The following is a 15,538-nucleotide window of genomic DNA, read 5'->3' as shown; positions in this document are numbered from 1 at the left end:
TGGAAGTCGGACATGCTGTCTTGCACCTTTATCACTACTGGTCATCGCAGACCACATCACAATTACCTCAAGTCATTCTGTTTGCGTCCTGTTGCCTGCTGGTCTCCCTTTACGTGGGGGCTTGAGTAGGTCAGTGGGGTGCGACTTCAGGGTGCAAACAAAAGGAGTACACGTAAATGTCCCAACAAGAAATCAGCGTCATTAACCTCGACCAGCTTGTCTCCATGACCTCAGTTGAAATTGCTGAGCTGACAGGCAAGGAGCACCGAAATGTCCTGCGTGATATTCGCAATATGGCTGAGGAGCTTAACGCGCTCAAAACTGAGCAGTGCTCAAAACTGAGCAGTCATATCGGGGTGACTGAAGATGTCTATCTAAACGCGCAGGGGAAACAGCAGCCGTTGTATCGTCTAGACCGTAAGCATACTTTTATTCTGGTCGCTGGCTATTCCGTTCACCTCCGCGCCAAGTGTTACGACCATATTCAGACGTTAGAGCGTCGAGTCCTTCAACTGGAAGACCAGAAGAAGCGAGCAGCCATTCAGTCTGCTAACCGTCGAGGCGTGACTTGGGGTGACTACTGCAAAACCTATGGTCTACCCGCTCAGAAGCTAATGACCGCACTTCTTCAGCATCGTGGTCTCTTTCGTAAGAACCCAATCAGTAACGAGTGGTCTGTAAATCCAAAGTATTCCGACTGCTTCCGTATCATTAAGCCGTCAGACCAGAAGTTCTCAGCAGGTGGTTATAACTTTCGCTTCAACGCTAAGGGATTGGAGGTCTTCGGTAAGCCTGCGATAGTCGATAAACTGCGAGGCATCCTTATTGCCTTCACTGGCACCGACCAGCAGAAGCAAGAGCATCTACTGAAGCAGGCCCAATCCGGCAAGCTGGAGGGACTCTAAGATGATTGACCCGCACACACCTGAGGGCCGCATGACTCTCCGTTACCGTGGCTACCGGACTGAAGTCCTCCTCAGAGAGCTTGGTCTAGACCCGGAAGATGAGACCCGCCAGCACCAATCACGAGACGATCTGATAGCGCAACTGGTCGCTATGAAACTGCCGTCAGCTAGCAAGCTAGCGCCTAACCGTTAGCAGCTCACTTACTTAATACCTAATTTTAAACCTTTTGAGATGACCGATGCGGGGAGACGCCGCAGGACTAAACACGCCTGTGGTCGACCGATAGTCTCAACTCTCAAGAGGAGTAATTACTATGTTATTCAATAACCAAGACTGGAGACTGTCAGTCACCGACATCAATCTCTACGAGAATACTGTGAGTCTGGACGGTCAGCCCTATCCGCTGTCCCTCGCTATCAAGACCCTTATTCCGGGCTACCTGTCAGGCCTACCGTCTACCAGCCGCGAGGCGATGGAGTTACTTGAAGCTCTGGCTGAGGCTGGTGTAGCTATTGGCAACTTCTTCAGTAATGACCTGATGACCGCCTACCAACGCCGCCAGATGAACAAACGTGTCGAGGCTGAGCGTATCGCGAAAGAGCTGGCGTCTCAAAAAGAGCGTACCCGCGAAATGTTCATGACCGAGGACGAATGGCAGAAAGAGCTACAGCGCCGCGAACAGGTCAAAGCTGAACGCCGGACATATGGTGAGAACCTCCGCAGCGCTACCCATTCTGCTGGTCGTTCCAAGGCTTCAATTATGGCTGACCTCGATAGTGGCGCTAACTGGATGGATTCCATCTAAGAACACACGGTCCCTGACTTACCGTTAGGGACTTCAAGTATTTGACATAAGGAGATTAATTATCATGACTACGACTAAAGACGCTTTCCAGTTCGGCATTGAGCCTGTTCGTATCACCGACACCGACAACCTTCAGATTAACGAAGGTTTGCCAACTGACGCAGACCCTCAGGTCTATGCCTTCAAATTAGCTAAGCTGGTGAAGACCATGCTCAATTCTGTGCTTAAAGACGCTCAGGATAACATCCCGTTCCCGGTAGAAGTCCTGCCGACCCGTAACAGCTTACCGACTCCAATCATTGCTCACACTCTGGCTGACCGCTCTGTGGTCGTTCCTGTCCGTGGTGGTAAGCGACCTGAAGTCGTGACCGCTCCGTCTGGCACTGAAATCACCGTTGAGCCGATTGAACAGGCTATCCTCGTGTCTCACCAGACCAAGCTATGGGACCAGAAGTCCTCTACTGGTTTCACTCAGGGGACGCTCCAGCAGGACGCTCTGAACATCTGCGATAACGTGGTCCGTACCATTAACTCTAAGATGGTCGATGTACTGGAGTCCTCCAAGCTGCTGAAGACCGTAGAGCTTCCAGTCCTGACGGGCAGTCTGACCACTAAAGCGGACTCCATCATGGACGCTCTGTATGAGAACACCGAGTCTTCTTTCGGTTCTGAGGTTACTGATTACGGTATCATCGCCCATGAGTCACACCTCAAGGCTCTCTCCCGTCTGGCTGCTAAGCAGGGCTTCGGTGGTGAGGACGCTATCGTCGATATGCTGGGGACAGACATCGCCTACTACAACGGTGCAGACCGTGGCGTCTTCATGATGGCTAAGCGCTTTACGGCTCTGAGCTTCGGTTGCTTCCGTCACGATGGTGAGAATGTTACTGTGGTTTTATCCCGTGATGGCGACTCTCAGTCCCACGACTTGGAAATCCTCGGTAAGGTCTTTGTGGTCGCTGAGGCCGCTACGACCATCAAGATGGGTACTGGCTCGGCTACTGCTGTCCTGCCTGTAGTCAAACGCCTGAGCTTCACTAAAGAAGCTAACTAACAATAACGACTATTGGTCAGACTTCCGAACTGGATGTCTGGCCTTTATTTTGTACTAGTAATCTAGTTCGTGGATACAGAAAGGAGGACCAAATGGACCTGCACAAAGTCTATCTCGTGGTCTTCCTGCTAAAGCTGGCTCTGGTAGTCGTGCTGATGGTCTGGCCTAAAGACTGATACTGATGAGTTTTGACTGAAAAATGTGAGAGACCATCTAATACAATAAGCCTGACGATTTACCCCGTAGCCCGACCCTCAGTCAGACCAAAGGGCCGGGTAGTCCGTGACTGTGTTCTATTCCTTTGTGGGAATGTTACGTACTTCAAGTCTTGACCTTCAGCTTCTCAATGTGTAACCATCACTGTAACCACTGGATTCATCAGTCTTTAAGAAACAAGAAGTTAGCTAGTTGTCCTCGGCTCCCTTCGCCCGCTCCACTCCTTTAAAAGCCTTGTAACCTCTTCCCTTTACCTTGAACAACAAGCTTCTGTTTTAGCTGATTATTTTTTTTTGCTGGTTTATGGGATCAGTAATAAGTTTACATCTGGGGAGCGGTATAATTTTGCGTATCGCATCCAAACTGATAAATCAGAGACGCATTTAGTCACTGCTGATATTTCTTATCCCGGAAAATAAAGGGCTGTACTCCCTGGTGCGGTAATTAGCCATTCCAGTGATTTGGCTGGCCTCCTGTACCCTGTGACGCCTGGGCGTAAATGCTGGAGAGTATAAATACGATCAGAGAATGCTGTTGTTCGTCTTCAAAGATAAAGCTATGACGTTCAACTCCTTCTACTACTTCCTCAAGAGACAATCTGATCATTTATCTTCCCCGTTGCAGCCTCGCATCCATGCACGACAGAAGATCCAGCCGATGACGAGCCATAGCACTGACTGCGCCACTATTTCTAAAAAGATTTTCATTTTGTTTTTTTGCGTGATTATTATGCTGGTAACGTTTCTGGGCGGTATTATTACTGGTGGGATCGGGTGGAGCAAGTCACTAATTTTAATCGGGTATTAGTGATGCTAATAATTTTCTTCCCCTTATAAGACATAAAGCATCCGTCGCGATTCAAACCCATCATTAAAAACATATGTGTTTTTTCGAATGTGTATTGAGTTTTCGTTCATGCCGAGTATCCTGTTGGTAAATACTCAGGAGGTTTGATGTCACTAACATCCTTACAACTCTTCAAATACCTCTCCGATGAAACCCGTCTGGGCATCGTACTGCTGCTCAGAGAGATGGGAGAGTTGTGCGTATGCGATCTCTGCACGGCACTGGATCAGTCGCAGCCCAAGATCTCCCGTCATCTGGCAATGCTACGGGAAAGTGGGCTATTGCAGGATCGTAAGCAGGGCAAGTGGGTTCACTATCGTCTTTCCCCGCATATTCCGTCATGGGCTGCTCAGGTGATTGAGCAAGCCTGGTTAAGCCAGCAGGACGACGTACAGGCCATCGCCCGTAAGCTGGCAACGGCAAATTGCTCTGGTAGCGGTAAGGCTATTTGTCTCTAAAAAAAATTTGCCTGAACATATATGATTTTTCAAATGTGAGGTGTTCAGAATGAAAATGTTAACGGTGTTTGACCCGGCATTGTGCTGCAGTACCGGCGTATGTGGTTCAGATGTCGATCAGGTTCTGGTTGATTTTTCTGCGGATGTGCAGTGGTTGAAAGGACGTGGCGTACAGGTGGAACGTTACAACCTGGCGCAGCAGCCCATGAGCTTCGTTCAGAACGAAAAAGCGAAAGCCTTCCTGGAAGCCTCGGGAGCAGAAGGGCTTCCGCTGCTGTTGCTGGACGGTGAAACGGTAATGGCCGGGCGATATCCAAAACGCGCTGAGCTGGCTCGCTGGTTTGGGATCCCGCTGGAAAAAGTGGGCTTAGCGCCCACCGGCTGCTGTGGTGGGAATACTTCCTGTTGCTGAGTATGTCGGGAGGACATATGAAATTCTTACAGAATATCCCGCCTTACCTGTTTTTTACCGGAAAGGGCGGGGTGGGCAAAACCTCCATTTCCTGCGCGACGGCTATCCGCCTGGCGGGACGGGGTAAGCGGGTATTGCTGGTGAGTACCGATCCCGCTTCCAATGTCGGCCAGGTCTTTGATCAAACTATCGGTAACACGATCCACTCTATTAATGCCGTTCCCGGGCTTTCCGCTCTGGAGATAGACCCACAGGAAGCTGCACAGCAGTATCGCGCCAGAATCGTTGATCCTGTTAAGGGGCTTTTGCCCGATGACGTCGTTAACAGTATCAGCGAGCAGCTTTCCGGCGCCTGTACGACTGAGATTGCGGCGTTCGATGAGTTCACCGGTTTATTGACAGACGCTTCCCTGCTGACCCGCTTCGATCACATCATTTTTGATACAGCGCCGACGGGCCACACTATTCGCCTGCTCCAGCTTCCCGGCGCCTGGAGTAGCTTCATTGAAAGTAACCCGGACGGTGCTTCCTGTCTCGGCCCAATGGCCGGGCTGGAAAAACAGCGTGAGCAGTACGCACACGCGGTAGAGGCGTTATCCGATCCTGCGCGTACCCGTCTGGTTCTGGTTGCACGACTGCAGAAATCCACTTTGCAGGAAGTCGCCCGCACCCATGAAGAACTGGCGGCGATCGGCCTGAAAAACCAGTATCTGGTGATTAATGGCGTTTTGCCGGCAGCCGAAGCGGAACATGACGCACTGGCTGCTGCGATATGGCAACGGGAGCAAGAGGCCCTGGCAAATCTTCCTGCCGGTTTATCCGGGCTGCCGACAGATACCTTATTACTGCAACCCGTCAACATGGTTGGCGTGTCGGCATTAAAGGGCCTGCTGGACAGCCGTTCTGAGGCATTACCGCTCCCTGCAACGAACGCCCTGGATACGCCTGCAAACGCATCGCTCTCTGGCCTGGTCGAGGATATCGCCCGTAACGAACACGGCCTGATTATGCTGATGGGCAAAGGTGGCGTGGGTAAAACCACGATGGCGGCTGCAGTCGCCGTCAGGCTGGCAGACATGGGGTTTGATGTCCATCTCACCACCTCCGATCCCGCCGCACATCTCAGCACAACGTTAAATGGCAGCCTGAATAACCTGCAGGTCAGCCGGATCAACCCACACGAGGAAACCGAACGCTATCGCCGGCATGTCCTTGAGACGAAGGGAAAATATCTGGACGAAGCAGGGAAACGGCTACTGGAAGAAGATTTACGTTCCCCCTGTACTGAAGAGATCGCCGTCTTCCAGGCATTTTCCCGCGTGATCCGCGAAGCAGGTAAGCGGTTTGTAGTGATGGATACGGCTCCCACGGGGCATACGCTGTTGCTGCTGGATGCAACCGGTGCTTATCACCGCGAAATTGCCAAAAAAATGGGCGACAAAAGCCATTTTACTACCCCGATGATGCAGCTCCAGGACCCGGAGCGAACCAAAGTGCTGCTGGTTACGCTTGCGGAAACCACTCCTGTGCTGGAGGCAGCGAATTTGCAGGCCGATCTTGAACGCGCGGGAATTCATCCGTGGGGCTGGATTATCAATAACAGCCTTTCTATTGCGGATACGCATTCTCCATTGCTTTGCCAGCGCGCCCGGCAGGAATTGCCGCAGATTGAGGCGGTTAAGCATCAGCATGCTGACCGTATAGCGCTTGTTCCGCTACTGGCGTCAGAGCCTGCCGGTATAGAAAAACTCAGAGCGTTGATGCGTTAATTTTTTGGTTAATACAGGGCGGCAGAGCCGCTCTGTCAGGAGGTTTTATGTTACTGGCAGGCGCTATTTTTGTCCTGACCCTTGTTTTGGTTATCTGGCAGCCGAAGGGGGTGGGAATTGGCTGGAGCGCGACGCTGGGCGCAGCCCTGGCTTTAATTTCAGGCGTTGTGCATTTAGGCGATATTCCGGTGGTGTGGAATATCGTCTGGAACGCGACGGCAACGTTTATTGCCGTCATTATTATCAGCCTGCTGCTTGATGAATCCGGCTTTTTCGAGTGGGCAGCGCTGCATGTATCGCGTTGGGGAAACGGTCGGGGCCGTTTGCTCTTTACCTATATCGTTCTGCTCGGCGCAGCGGTGGCTGCACTGTTTGCCAACGACGGTGCTGCTCTTATTCTGACACCGATCGTGATTGCCATGCTGCTGGCATTAGGGTTCAGCAAAGGCACCACGCTGGCATTCGTGATGGCCGCCGGGTTTATTGCCGATACCGCCAGCCTGCCGCTTATCGTGTCGAACCTGGTGAATATTGTTTCGGCAGACTTCTTCGGTCTGGGGTTCACCGAATACGCGTCGGTGATGGTTCCGGTCGATATTGCAGCCATTGTCACCACGCTTGTGATGCTGCATCTGTTCTTTCGCAAAGATATCCCGCCGACTTACGAGCTGTCTCTTCTTAAGACACCGGCAAAAGCGATTAAAGATCCGGCGACGTTTCGTACCGGCTGGGTCGTTTTAATTCTGTTGCTGGTAGGTTTTTTCGTCCTTGAGCCGCTCGGTATTCCGGTGAGCGCGATTGCGGCAGTGGGGGCCGTCATCCTGTTTGCTGTGGCGAAACGCGGCCATGCCATTAACACGGGCAAAGTGCTGCATGGCGCACCCTGGCAGATCGTCATCTTCTCGCTGGGGATGTACCTGGTGGTCTACGGTCTGCGCAACGCCGGGCTTACCGAATACCTTTCAGGTGTGCTGAACGTGCTGGCGGATAAAGGACTCTGGGCCGCGACGCTGGGTACCGGCTTCCTGACGGCTTTCCTGTCTTCCATCATGAATAACATGCCGACCGTGCTGGTTGGTGCGCTCTCTATTGATGGCAGCACCGCAACCGGTGTTATCAAAGAGGCGATGATCTACGCCAACGTGATTGGCTGCGACCTGGGGCCAAAAATCACCCCTATTGGGAGCCTGGCAACGCTGCTCTGGCTGCATGTCCTTTCACAGAAGAACATGACGATTACCTGGGGATATTATTTCCGCACCGGGATCGTTATGACTCTGCCTGTGCTGTTTGTAACGCTGGCCGCGCTGGCGCTACGTCTCTCTTTCACTTTGTAATGAGATACTGTTATGAGCAACATCACTATTTATCACAACCCGGCCTGCGGTACGTCGCGTAATACGCTGGAGATGATCCGCAACAGCGGAAATGAACCCACCGTCATTCATTACCTGGAGAATCCGCCGTCTCGCGATGAACTGGTCAAACTTATTGCAGATATGGGGATCACGGTACGTGCGCTGCTGCGTAAAAATGTCGAGCCTTATGAAGAACTGGGGCTGGCGGAAGATAAGTTTACTGACGATCGGTTAATCGACTTTATGCTGCAGCATCCGATCCTGATTAACCGGCCTATTGTCGTGACGCCGCTGGGAACCAAACTGTGCCGTCCTTCAGAAGTGGTTCTGGATATTCTTCCGGATGCGCAGAAAGCGGCTTTCGCGAAGGAAGACGGCGAGAAGGTCGTTGATGAAACAGGTAAACGATTGAAATAAGTATGGAGGAGCGCATTCGCGCTTTGATTGTCGGCCTGCCATCCCGTTTAGCCACTGAATGGCAGGCCGATTTCTCTAGTTTTTCGGGAATATCCAGACATGCTTCTCTGGCAGCGATAGATGACAATGCTGCGGGTCGCGAAGCTCATTCCCGTAAGCGCGGATCACAAAATCATCCCCCGCCGTGCGGAACAGGTACTCCCAGCGGTCGCCAAGATACATGCTGGTGAGGAGCGGCAGCGCAAGCTGATTTTCCCCCGGCCCTTCGACTACCGCCACGCGCTCGACGCGGATCACCGCCGTAGCCTCATTACCGCTCTGTACCCCTTCACCCGCCTGGCCCCAGAGCACCCAGTCTTTTCCTTCAATGCGTGCTTTGCCGTCGCGTACTTCGGTGATTTTGCCATGCAGGCGGTTATTACTGCCCATAAACTCGGCCGTAAACAGCGTTTTCGGCGAACCGTACATCTCCTGTGGTGTACCCTGTTGCTCAATTTTACCGTTGTTGAGCAGCAGGATGCGGTCAGAAATCGACATCGCTTCGTTCTGGTCGTGCGTCACCATCAGCGCGGATAACCCGAGCTTAATGATCAGCTCGCGCAGAAATACGCGGGCCTCTTCGCGCAGTTTGGCATCGAGGTTGGACAGCGGCTCGTCCAGCAAAATCACCGGCGGGTTATAGACCAGCGCCCGGCCAATCGCCACGCGCTGCTGCTGCCCGCCGGAGAGCTGGTGCGGGTGACGTTTACCAAGATGACCGAGACCCAGCTGGTCCAGCACATCCTGTACGCGCTGCTGGATCTCTTTAGCCGGGACTTTACGCAACTTGAGCGGATAGGCCACGTTTTCAAATACGGTTTTGTGCGGCCACAAGGCGTAGGACTGGAACACCAGCCCCAGGTTACGCTCCTCCGCCGGAACCTCGCTGCGCGGCGTACCGTCATAAACTTTATTTTGACCAATGACAATCGACCCCTGAGTTGGTTTTTCCAGACCCGCGACGGCGCGCAGCAGGGTGGTTTTGCCGCTGCCGGAAGGGCCCAGCAGGGAGACCACTTCGCCGCGTTTCAGGTTCATGGAGACCCCTTTTAAAACAGGATTGTCGCCGTAGGTTAAGTGCAGATCGTCAACCGCTAATTCAATCATGTAATTTCACTCCGAAACGAAGGGCAATGCCCAGACCTACCACGACCAGCAGGATATTAATGAAAGAGAGCGCCGCCACGATATCAATTGCACCCGCGGCCCACAGGGAAACCAGCATCGAGCCGATGGTTTCCGTGCCGGGGGAGAGCAGGTACACACCGGTTGAGTATTCGCGCTCAAAGATCAGGAACATCAGCAGCCATGAGCCGATAAGCCCGTAGCGGGAGAGCGGAATGGTGACGTGGCGGGTGATCTGCCCGCGCGTCGCGCCGGTGCTGCGTGCCGCCTCTTCAAGCTCCGGCCCCACCTGCAACAGCGTGGAAGAGATGAGCCTCAGTCCGTAAGCCATCCACACCACGGTATAAGCCAGCCAGACGCTGAAAATGGTGCTGCGCAGCGAGCGCAGCCAGACGATGACGTTTTCGCGCATCCAGTCGGTCCAGACGAATCCGGAAAGCCAGCCGGATTTCAGGGCGTTATCCAGCCACATCGGCAGGAAGAGAAACACCCACAAAAAGGCCAGACCCGCCAGCAATCCCGGCACGGCGCGCGGCACCAGCACGCTGTAATCCAGGAACCGCGTGGTGTTGTCCGGTTTACGGTGCATGGCAATACCAACAAACAGGTAGCACGCGACGGCCAGTGCGCCGCCAATCACGCCAATCGACATCGAGTTGACGATGGCGCGCAGCAGGTTAGGCTGCGCCCAGATGGTGCGAAAGGTACTCAGCGAAAGCTCATCCCACAGTGAAACGCCCACCCCCCAGTTGGAGATGAACGCGCGCAGCACCACGCCAAGCAGGGGAACACCGATGGTGACAGTCAGCCAGAAGGCGACCACCGCCCCGGCCACCCAGCGCCATTTACCCAGTGGTAACGCGCGAGCCTGAGAGGCTTTCCCTTTCATGGTGACAAAGCGGTTGGCGGTGCGCATCAGGCGACGCTGGAGCATGACCAGCGGGATAGTGATGCAAATCAGCACCACGGCGACCGCCGCCATCAGATGATAGGAAGGCGTTCCGAGCTTGTTCGTCAGCTGGTACAGATAGGTCGCCAGCACCATGTTGCCTTCCGGATCGCCAAGTACCAGCATCAGACCAAACACTTCCAGCCCGAGGAAGAACAGCAGCACGATGGCGTACAGGATGGATGGCCGCACCATCGGCAGGCTGACGGAGGTCATCACCTGCAGCGGAGAGGCGCCCGCGATGCGCGCGGCTTCTTCCACATCGGAGCCCACGCTACGCAGCGCGGAGGAAATATAGAGATAGGCATGCGGAACATGCGTCAGGCCGGCAATGACCACGATGCTCGACATGTCATAGATGTTCCACGGCACAAAGCCGATCAGCGCCTGTGCCCACAGGGACAGGAAGCCCACCGGACCGGCAGCCACCACATAGCCAAAACCCAGCACCATCGGTGAAACGAAAATCGGGACCAGGATCAGCGGTTCGATCAGGCGTCGGCCTGGCAGATCGGTACGCACCATCAGAAACGCCAGCACGCCACCCAGCGGAATGGCAATGATGACCAGTCCGAACGCGAGAAGAAAGCCGCTTCTCAGGGCCTTGTAGAAATCAGGGTCGGTGAAGATAAAACCAAATGATTCAAGGCTCCACTCTTTTGCCGGGGAAAAGAACGGAGCGGACAGGAAGCTCTGTATCACGATAAACGACAGTGGCGTATAGATAACCAGGGCGGTTATCAACACGACAATACCGCGCGGCAGGCTTTGCCACTTTCTGCGTAATGTATTCATGGGGTATCCCTGGTGTTGCAGCCCGGAAAAATGAACTCAGTCAGATGAACAGACGCGCGACGGCGCACGCCGCCGCGCCAGGACGCTTATTTGGCGGCGGCTGCACGCCACTCTTTGATGTACTCCAGGCGTTTCTTCGGTTGCAGATACTCCAGCAGCGATTCATCAACCGGGATCGGCTTCAGCGCAGTGCCGAGGATTTTGGTCAGGCCGTCGATATCGTTTTTGCCTTCGATATCGTTACGAATGGATGGAATGTCCGCCTGATTTGCCAGGATGCTTTGGCCTTTTTCAGACAGCACATAGTCCAGCCACAGTTTTGCCGCATTGCTGTTTTGCGCCTGCTGGCTGATGAACGACACGCGCGACAGCACCAGGGTGTAATCTTTTGGATAGGCTATGCCGAGCGACGGGTCGTTCTTCGCACGCGCTTCAGCGTAAGAACCAAGGATATTGAAGCCGATCAGGTTTTCACCGGAGGAGACCCTCTCCATCATGGTGCCGGTAGATGACTGCACCGCTAAGCCACCTTTGGCAACGTCGGCCAGGGTTTTAAAGTAATTTGGATCGGCCTTGTGATCCTGCACTGAGAGCATAAAACCAAGACCCGATTTCTCAATGTCATAGGTGGTGACTTTACTCTTGAATTTATCCGTCTGGCTGGCAATCAGCTTCGCCAGCGCGGCGTGTGAATCCGGCACGTCACCGGCCGGGATCAGGCGTTTGTTGTAGATAAAGACCACCGGCTCATAGGTGGTGCCGTACGCCTTATCTTTCCAGACCGCCCATTTCGGCAACTGGCTCTGCTCCGGCGATTTATACTCCATAGCGTAGTCAGCGGCGAGCTTCAGTCCGGTGTCCATGGACGAGCTCCAGACCACATCACCGCTACCGCCACCGGAGGCCTGTTCGCTGATAAAACGGTTGTACAGTTCCGTGCTGTTCATGTCGTTATATTCAACTTTGATGCCTGGATACGTTTTTTCGAAGCCTTCGATCAGCGGCCCGGCGGCTTTGGTGTCGGTGGTGGAGTAGATGACAACTTTGCCCTCTTTCGTGGCGGCATCGACAACCTTTTGATACTCAGCCGGATAGCCCTGCGGCAGGGCAGACAGCGCAGAAGCGGAGAACAGGACGGTAGCGGTAATCAGAGAAATTCGGAATGTGTTCGACATTATAGTTAACCTTTTAGTTACATTTGAGGAACTAATTGTCAACATAGCCTATCGGCCTCCACCCACAATAGGGGGAAGCGGGCGATGATTCCGAAGTGTGATTGTCACCGTCGTTTCAGCAATTAACACCATAGAATCCGCGAACGTTTGCTGGCTAATGTTCGCGGATTACGTTTTATCGGGGGCTTTACGGTATAGCCTTCGCGGATGACCGATATTGCCGTACAGCATTTCGACGCTGATTAACCCACTCTCCACGCAGTATTCAAGATAGCGACGCCCCGTGGTTTTGCTGACCCCGACGTTTTCCACGACCTCCTCCACCGACATTGCGCTGTCGGGACGATCGGCAAACAGCCGTTTGATCCGCTCCAGGGTCTGAGGCTCAATGCCCTTCGTCGACGGCGTGTGCGGGGATTCAGCAGCAGGCAGGTTAAACAGGCGATCCAGCGCATGCTGATCAACGACTTTTACCTGCTGCACGGTGTGGATGAAGCGCATAAAACGCTCCAGCGAGGCGTGCAGGCGCTGGAAAAAGACCGGTTTAATCAGGTAATCAAACGCGCCGCTGCGCATGGCATGGCTGCAGGTCTGCATATCGCTGGCGGCGGTGATGAAGATCACCGAGCACTCATAGCTTTTCAGCAGGGGAGTGTCGATTAACTCCACGCCTTTGCCGTCCGGAAGATAGTTATCCAGCAGAATAAGCCGCGGCTGATGCTGGCGAATCAGGCTGCATGCCTGCTCAATCGACGCGGCGATGCCCACCACGTGCAGATGAAAGTTCTGCTCAATATACTCGCGATGCAGCTCCGCCAGGTGCGGCTCATCCTCAACGATCACAACATCAAGTGCTTGGGTCATGCTTTAGCCCATTCGGAATAAATACAGAGAAAATCGTGCCCTGCGGCGTATTGTCGGCAATCTCAATGCTGCCGCCCGCTTTGTTGATATAGCCTGCCACCAGAAACAGGCCGATACCGTGCTCGGTACCCACAATGTCGTTTTCACTGTCCGGCTTGCTGCTGAATCCCTGTCGAAAGATATGCGGCTTCAGCGCATCATCCACTCCGCAGCCCCGGTCGGCCACCTCAATCAGCAGCTCCTGGTTGCGATCGGAAATATAGAGTTCTACCGGCGCGGGGACCGGTGCGGTGAGGGTCGCATCCACGGCGTTATCCAGCAAATTACCAATAATGGACATCAGCTCCGTTTCACTGAGGCGGGACGGCATGCGGGTGAGCTGGCATGCGGGATCAAACTGTAGCTCAACCCCTTTTTCACGTGCGCTGACATATTTCCCGAGCAGCAGCCCGCATAAGGCCGGAGAGGCAAAATGGGCCGACACGAAGTCCAGCACGCGCTGTGCTCCTTCCGACTGCACCTGGATATAGCGGATCGCTTCGTCATAGTGTTTCATCTGCAACAACCCCACCAGCGTCGCGGTCCAGTTCAGCTGTTCGTGGCGCATAATGCGCAGGTTGTCGGCATAGCGTTTGATCTGGCTGAGCTGGCTGCTGAGGGTATTAATGTCGTTTTTGTCGCGAAAGCTGTATACCCAGCCGCTTTCAACGCCGGGCTCGACCTCAATCGCCACGCGGTTGACGATGACCTCGCGCTGGTTAAGTACCGCAATCTGGTCGTGGCGGCCGCTGCTCACCGAGGCGTAGCGCTGTGTTAAAAACCCCGGCGAGGTTTGCAGAACCTCGTCCAGCGGCTTGCCGATAAGATCTTTTTCACTACGATGAATATCCAGCATTTCTCGTGCCGCGCGGTTAATTAAAATCAGCTGCTTCTCTTCATTGACGGCAAATACCCCTTCATACATGGCTTCTAACAGCGCCCTTTGCTGCAAAACCAGCTGGGCAATATCTTTCGGCTCAAGTCTGAACATCTGTTTTTTAAGGTTGCGGGTAAACAGCCAGGAGAAAATAAACAGCAGCAGCAGAAGGGCAATCCCGTATAAACCGGCCTGCCAGAGAATGCGGGCGTTAATGTTGGCAATATACGAAGTCAGATAGCCGACCGAGACAATGCCAATCACCTGATACTGTGCATTGAAGATGGGCGCTTTGCTGCGCAGCGAAACCCCAATCCCGCCCTGACGCACGGAAATAATGGTTTTGCCCTTGAGTACTTCGGCATTATCGCCGCCGATCATCGGTAAATTAATGCGCTCCGGGGATTCCGAATGATAAAGATGCTGCTCCCGGGTATCGCCAATCACAATATAGCTGGCGTCACTTTCGGCACGCAGCGGCTGAATTAACCGGGCGATGCCGGGGATATCTCTGGCCGCCACCTTTTCCGCCAGACCCGGCATCAGCGCAATCTCACTGGCCTGAACCCGGGCGCGCTGGCCGAGATCGTGATGGAGCTGCCGGTCAATAAAATGAAACAGGATCGTACCCAGCAGCACTAACAGCAGGCAGGAGAAGCACACCAGCGCTAAAAACAGCTTTACCTGAAAAGAGAGTCTGCGTTTCATTCAACCCGCGGTAGCCATGGAAAAGGGGGACATTTATGGAGCCTGACATGTGCAAATAGGGGACGCAATCCGGTAAGAAAAGAGTTGTGAGCTGGCTTTTCGTTTTCAACGTGATAGCCATCGGGATCCCGTAAGGCTATGCTTCATTCAGCACGAGAATAATTACAGAGGCAATGTCATGGATAAAGAACTTCTGGATGCGGGTTACCGGGCCTATACCGGCGAGAAAATTGACGTGTACTTCAACACCGGGATCTGCAAACACTCAGGTAACTGCGTGCGTGGGAGCGCAAAGCTGTTTAATCTGAAACGTAAACCGTGGATTATTCCTGATGAAGTGGACGTCGAAACGGTTGTACGCGTAATTGATACCTGCCCGAGCGGTGCGCTGAAGTATCGCCAAAAATAAGCGAGGAACCATGGATATTCTGGAAGGCCATAACAAGTTTTACGTGAATGATGCAGACGGAAATCAGGTGGCGGAGATTGTCTTCGTGCCGACCGGCGAGCACCTTAGCATTATTGAGCATACTGATGTCGATCCGAGCCTGAAAGGGCAGGGCGTTGGCAAACAGCTGGTGGCGAAAGTGGTCGAGAAGATGCGCGGTGAGAACCGTAAAATTATTCCGCTGTGTCCGTTTGCGAAACATGAGTTTGATAATACGCGGGAATATGACGATATCCGGGCGTGATTCTCTGTAGGAATGTAGGCCGGGTAAGCGCAGC

At 53.6% G+C, this 15,538-nt stretch carries 15 protein-coding genes; 10 read left to right on the top strand and 5 right to left on the bottom strand.

Going from position 1 to position 15,538, the window contains the following annotated elements; translation table 11 throughout:
* Positions 1–176 precede the first annotated feature (176 nt).
* The 8 genes from ACOTY9_RS12530 to arsC all read left to right on the top strand — a co-directional run bounded on the left by ACOTY9_RS12530 (position 177) and on the right by arsC (position 8,241).
* On the top strand, positions 177–905 hold the full coding sequence (locus ACOTY9_RS12530; protein ID WP_000082600.1) for a Rha family transcriptional regulator: 729 nt from the start codon (positions 177–179) through the stop codon (positions 903–905).
* Positions 906–1,219: 314 nt separating this feature from the next.
* Entirely contained in the window at positions 1,220–1,711 is a 492-nt protein-coding gene (locus ACOTY9_RS12525) for a hypothetical protein (protein ID WP_348565898.1), read from the top strand.
* A 64-nt stretch (positions 1,712–1,775) separates the two neighbouring features.
* Positions 1,776–2,765 (top strand): hypothetical protein, encoded by a 990-nt coding sequence (locus tag ACOTY9_RS12520; RefSeq protein ID WP_348565897.1) that lies wholly within the window; start codon positions 1,776–1,778, stop codon positions 2,763–2,765.
* Between the two features lie 1,169 nt (positions 2,766–3,934).
* The gene (gene arsR, locus ACOTY9_RS12515; RefSeq protein ID WP_014885112.1) at positions 3,935–4,285 is read left to right on the top strand and encodes an As(III)-sensing metalloregulatory transcriptional repressor ArsR; all 351 of its coding nucleotides are present in this window, start codon (positions 3,935–3,937) and stop codon (positions 4,283–4,285) included.
* A 49-nt stretch (positions 4,286–4,334) separates the two neighbouring features.
* Positions 4,335–4,697 carry an arsenite efflux transporter metallochaperone ArsD gene (arsD, locus tag ACOTY9_RS12510; RefSeq protein WP_348565896.1) on the top strand — a complete coding sequence of 121 codons (363 nt, stop codon included), beginning with the start codon at positions 4,335–4,337 and terminating at the stop codon, positions 4,695–4,697.
* Between the two features lie 17 nt (positions 4,698–4,714).
* Positions 4,715–6,466, top strand: a complete 1,752-nt coding sequence (gene arsA / locus ACOTY9_RS12505; RefSeq protein ID WP_047343449.1) for an arsenite efflux transporter ATPase subunit ArsA — start codon at positions 4,715–4,717, stop codon at positions 6,464–6,466.
* Positions 6,467–6,513: 47 nt separating this feature from the next.
* Positions 6,514–7,803, top strand: a complete 1,290-nt coding sequence (arsB, locus tag ACOTY9_RS12500) for an arsenite efflux transporter membrane subunit ArsB (RefSeq protein ID WP_014885109.1) — start codon at positions 6,514–6,516, stop codon at positions 7,801–7,803.
* A 12-nt stretch (positions 7,804–7,815) separates the two neighbouring features.
* Positions 7,816–8,241, top strand: coding sequence for a glutaredoxin-dependent arsenate reductase (arsC, locus tag ACOTY9_RS12495; RefSeq protein ID WP_014885108.1), 426 nt, complete (start codon positions 7,816–7,818; stop codon positions 8,239–8,241).
* Positions 8,242–8,316: 75 nt separating this feature from the next.
* Here arsC and ACOTY9_RS12490 read toward each other — a convergent pair whose 3' ends face one another.
* From ACOTY9_RS12490 to ACOTY9_RS12470, 5 genes are all read right to left on the bottom strand, one after another.
* Complete coding sequence (locus ACOTY9_RS12490; RefSeq protein WP_047343448.1) at positions 8,317–9,387, bottom strand: ABC transporter ATP-binding protein; 1,071 nt, start codon at positions 9,385–9,387, stop codon at positions 8,317–8,319.
* Entirely contained in the window at positions 9,380–11,149 is a 1,770-nt protein-coding gene (locus ACOTY9_RS12485; RefSeq protein ID WP_256027602.1) for an ABC transporter permease, read from the bottom strand. Before ACOTY9_RS12485 ends, ACOTY9_RS12490 begins: the two co-directional genes overlap by 8 nt.
* A gap of 86 nt (positions 11,150–11,235) precedes the next feature.
* A complete protein-coding gene (locus tag ACOTY9_RS12480; protein ID WP_096217983.1) occupies positions 11,236–12,324 on the bottom strand; it encodes an ABC transporter substrate-binding protein in 1,089 nt (362 codons plus the stop codon).
* 168 nt (positions 12,325–12,492) lie between these two features.
* A complete protein-coding gene (locus tag ACOTY9_RS12475) occupies positions 12,493–13,188 on the bottom strand; it encodes a response regulator (RefSeq protein ID WP_014885104.1) in 696 nt (231 codons plus the stop codon).
* Entirely contained in the window at positions 13,172–14,812 is a 1,641-nt protein-coding gene (locus ACOTY9_RS12470) for a sensor histidine kinase (RefSeq protein ID WP_348565895.1), read from the bottom strand. The genes ACOTY9_RS12475 and ACOTY9_RS12470 overlap by 17 nt, the downstream gene beginning before the upstream one ends.
* Before the next feature lie 178 nt (positions 14,813–14,990).
* Between ACOTY9_RS12470 and yjdI the strand changes: the two genes are divergently transcribed.
* Both yjdI and ACOTY9_RS12460 read left to right on the top strand, forming a co-directional pair.
* The gene (yjdI, locus tag ACOTY9_RS12465) at positions 14,991–15,221 is read left to right on the top strand and encodes a 4Fe-4S mono-cluster protein YjdI (RefSeq protein ID WP_008499689.1); all 231 of its coding nucleotides are present in this window, start codon (positions 14,991–14,993) and stop codon (positions 15,219–15,221) included.
* A 10-nt stretch (positions 15,222–15,231) separates the two neighbouring features.
* Entirely contained in the window at positions 15,232–15,504 is a 273-nt protein-coding gene (locus ACOTY9_RS12460) for a GNAT family N-acetyltransferase (RefSeq protein WP_014071634.1), read from the top strand.
* The last annotated feature ends 34 nt before the right edge of the window (positions 15,505–15,538 follow it).

The organism is Enterobacter cloacae complex sp. SHL012, assembly GCF_049237505.1.
GTDB lineage: Bacteria > Pseudomonadota > Gammaproteobacteria > Enterobacterales > Enterobacteriaceae > Enterobacter > Enterobacter kobei.
The sequence above is the reverse complement of the archived record's forward strand: the minus strand, read 5'-3'. Positions and strand labels throughout refer to the sequence as shown.

What these genes read in the sequence shown, in the direction of transcription:
- ACOTY9_RS12525 (WP_348565898.1), top strand. Translation starts at nt 1,220, where the DNA reads ATGTTATTCAATAACCAAGACTGGAGACTGTCAGTCACCGACATCAAT.
- ACOTY9_RS12460 (WP_014071634.1), top strand. Translation starts at nt 15,232, where the DNA reads ATGGATATTCTGGAAGGCCATAACAAGTTTTACGTGAATGATGCAGAC.
- arsR (WP_014885112.1), top strand. Translation starts at nt 3,935, where the DNA reads ATGTCACTAACATCCTTACAACTCTTCAAATACCTCTCCGATGAAACC.
- ACOTY9_RS12485 (WP_256027602.1), bottom strand. Translation starts at nt 11,149, where the DNA reads ATGAATACATTACGCAGAAAGTGGCAAAGCCTGCCGCGCGGTATTGTC.
- arsD (WP_348565896.1), top strand. Translation starts at nt 4,335, where the DNA reads ATGAAAATGTTAACGGTGTTTGACCCGGCATTGTGCTGCAGTACCGGC.
- arsC (WP_014885108.1), top strand. Translation starts at nt 7,816, where the DNA reads ATGAGCAACATCACTATTTATCACAACCCGGCCTGCGGTACGTCGCGT.
- ACOTY9_RS12470 (WP_348565895.1), bottom strand. Translation starts at nt 14,812, where the DNA reads ATGAAACGCAGACTCTCTTTTCAGGTAAAGCTGTTTTTAGCGCTGGTG.
- arsA (WP_047343449.1), top strand. Translation starts at nt 4,715, where the DNA reads ATGAAATTCTTACAGAATATCCCGCCTTACCTGTTTTTTACCGGAAAG.
- ACOTY9_RS12530 (WP_000082600.1), top strand. Translation starts at nt 177, where the DNA reads ATGTCCCAACAAGAAATCAGCGTCATTAACCTCGACCAGCTTGTCTCC.
- ACOTY9_RS12520 (WP_348565897.1), top strand. Translation starts at nt 1,776, where the DNA reads ATGACTACGACTAAAGACGCTTTCCAGTTCGGCATTGAGCCTGTTCGT.
- yjdI (WP_008499689.1), top strand. Translation starts at nt 14,991, where the DNA reads ATGGATAAAGAACTTCTGGATGCGGGTTACCGGGCCTATACCGGCGAG.
- ACOTY9_RS12490 (WP_047343448.1), bottom strand. Translation starts at nt 9,387, where the DNA reads ATGATTGAATTAGCGGTTGACGATCTGCACTTAACCTACGGCGACAAT.
- ACOTY9_RS12480 (WP_096217983.1), bottom strand. Translation starts at nt 12,324, where the DNA reads ATGTCGAACACATTCCGAATTTCTCTGATTACCGCTACCGTCCTGTTC.
- ACOTY9_RS12475 (WP_014885104.1), bottom strand. Translation starts at nt 13,188, where the DNA reads ATGACCCAAGCACTTGATGTTGTGATCGTTGAGGATGAGCCGCACCTG.
- arsB (WP_014885109.1), top strand. Translation starts at nt 6,514, where the DNA reads ATGTTACTGGCAGGCGCTATTTTTGTCCTGACCCTTGTTTTGGTTATC.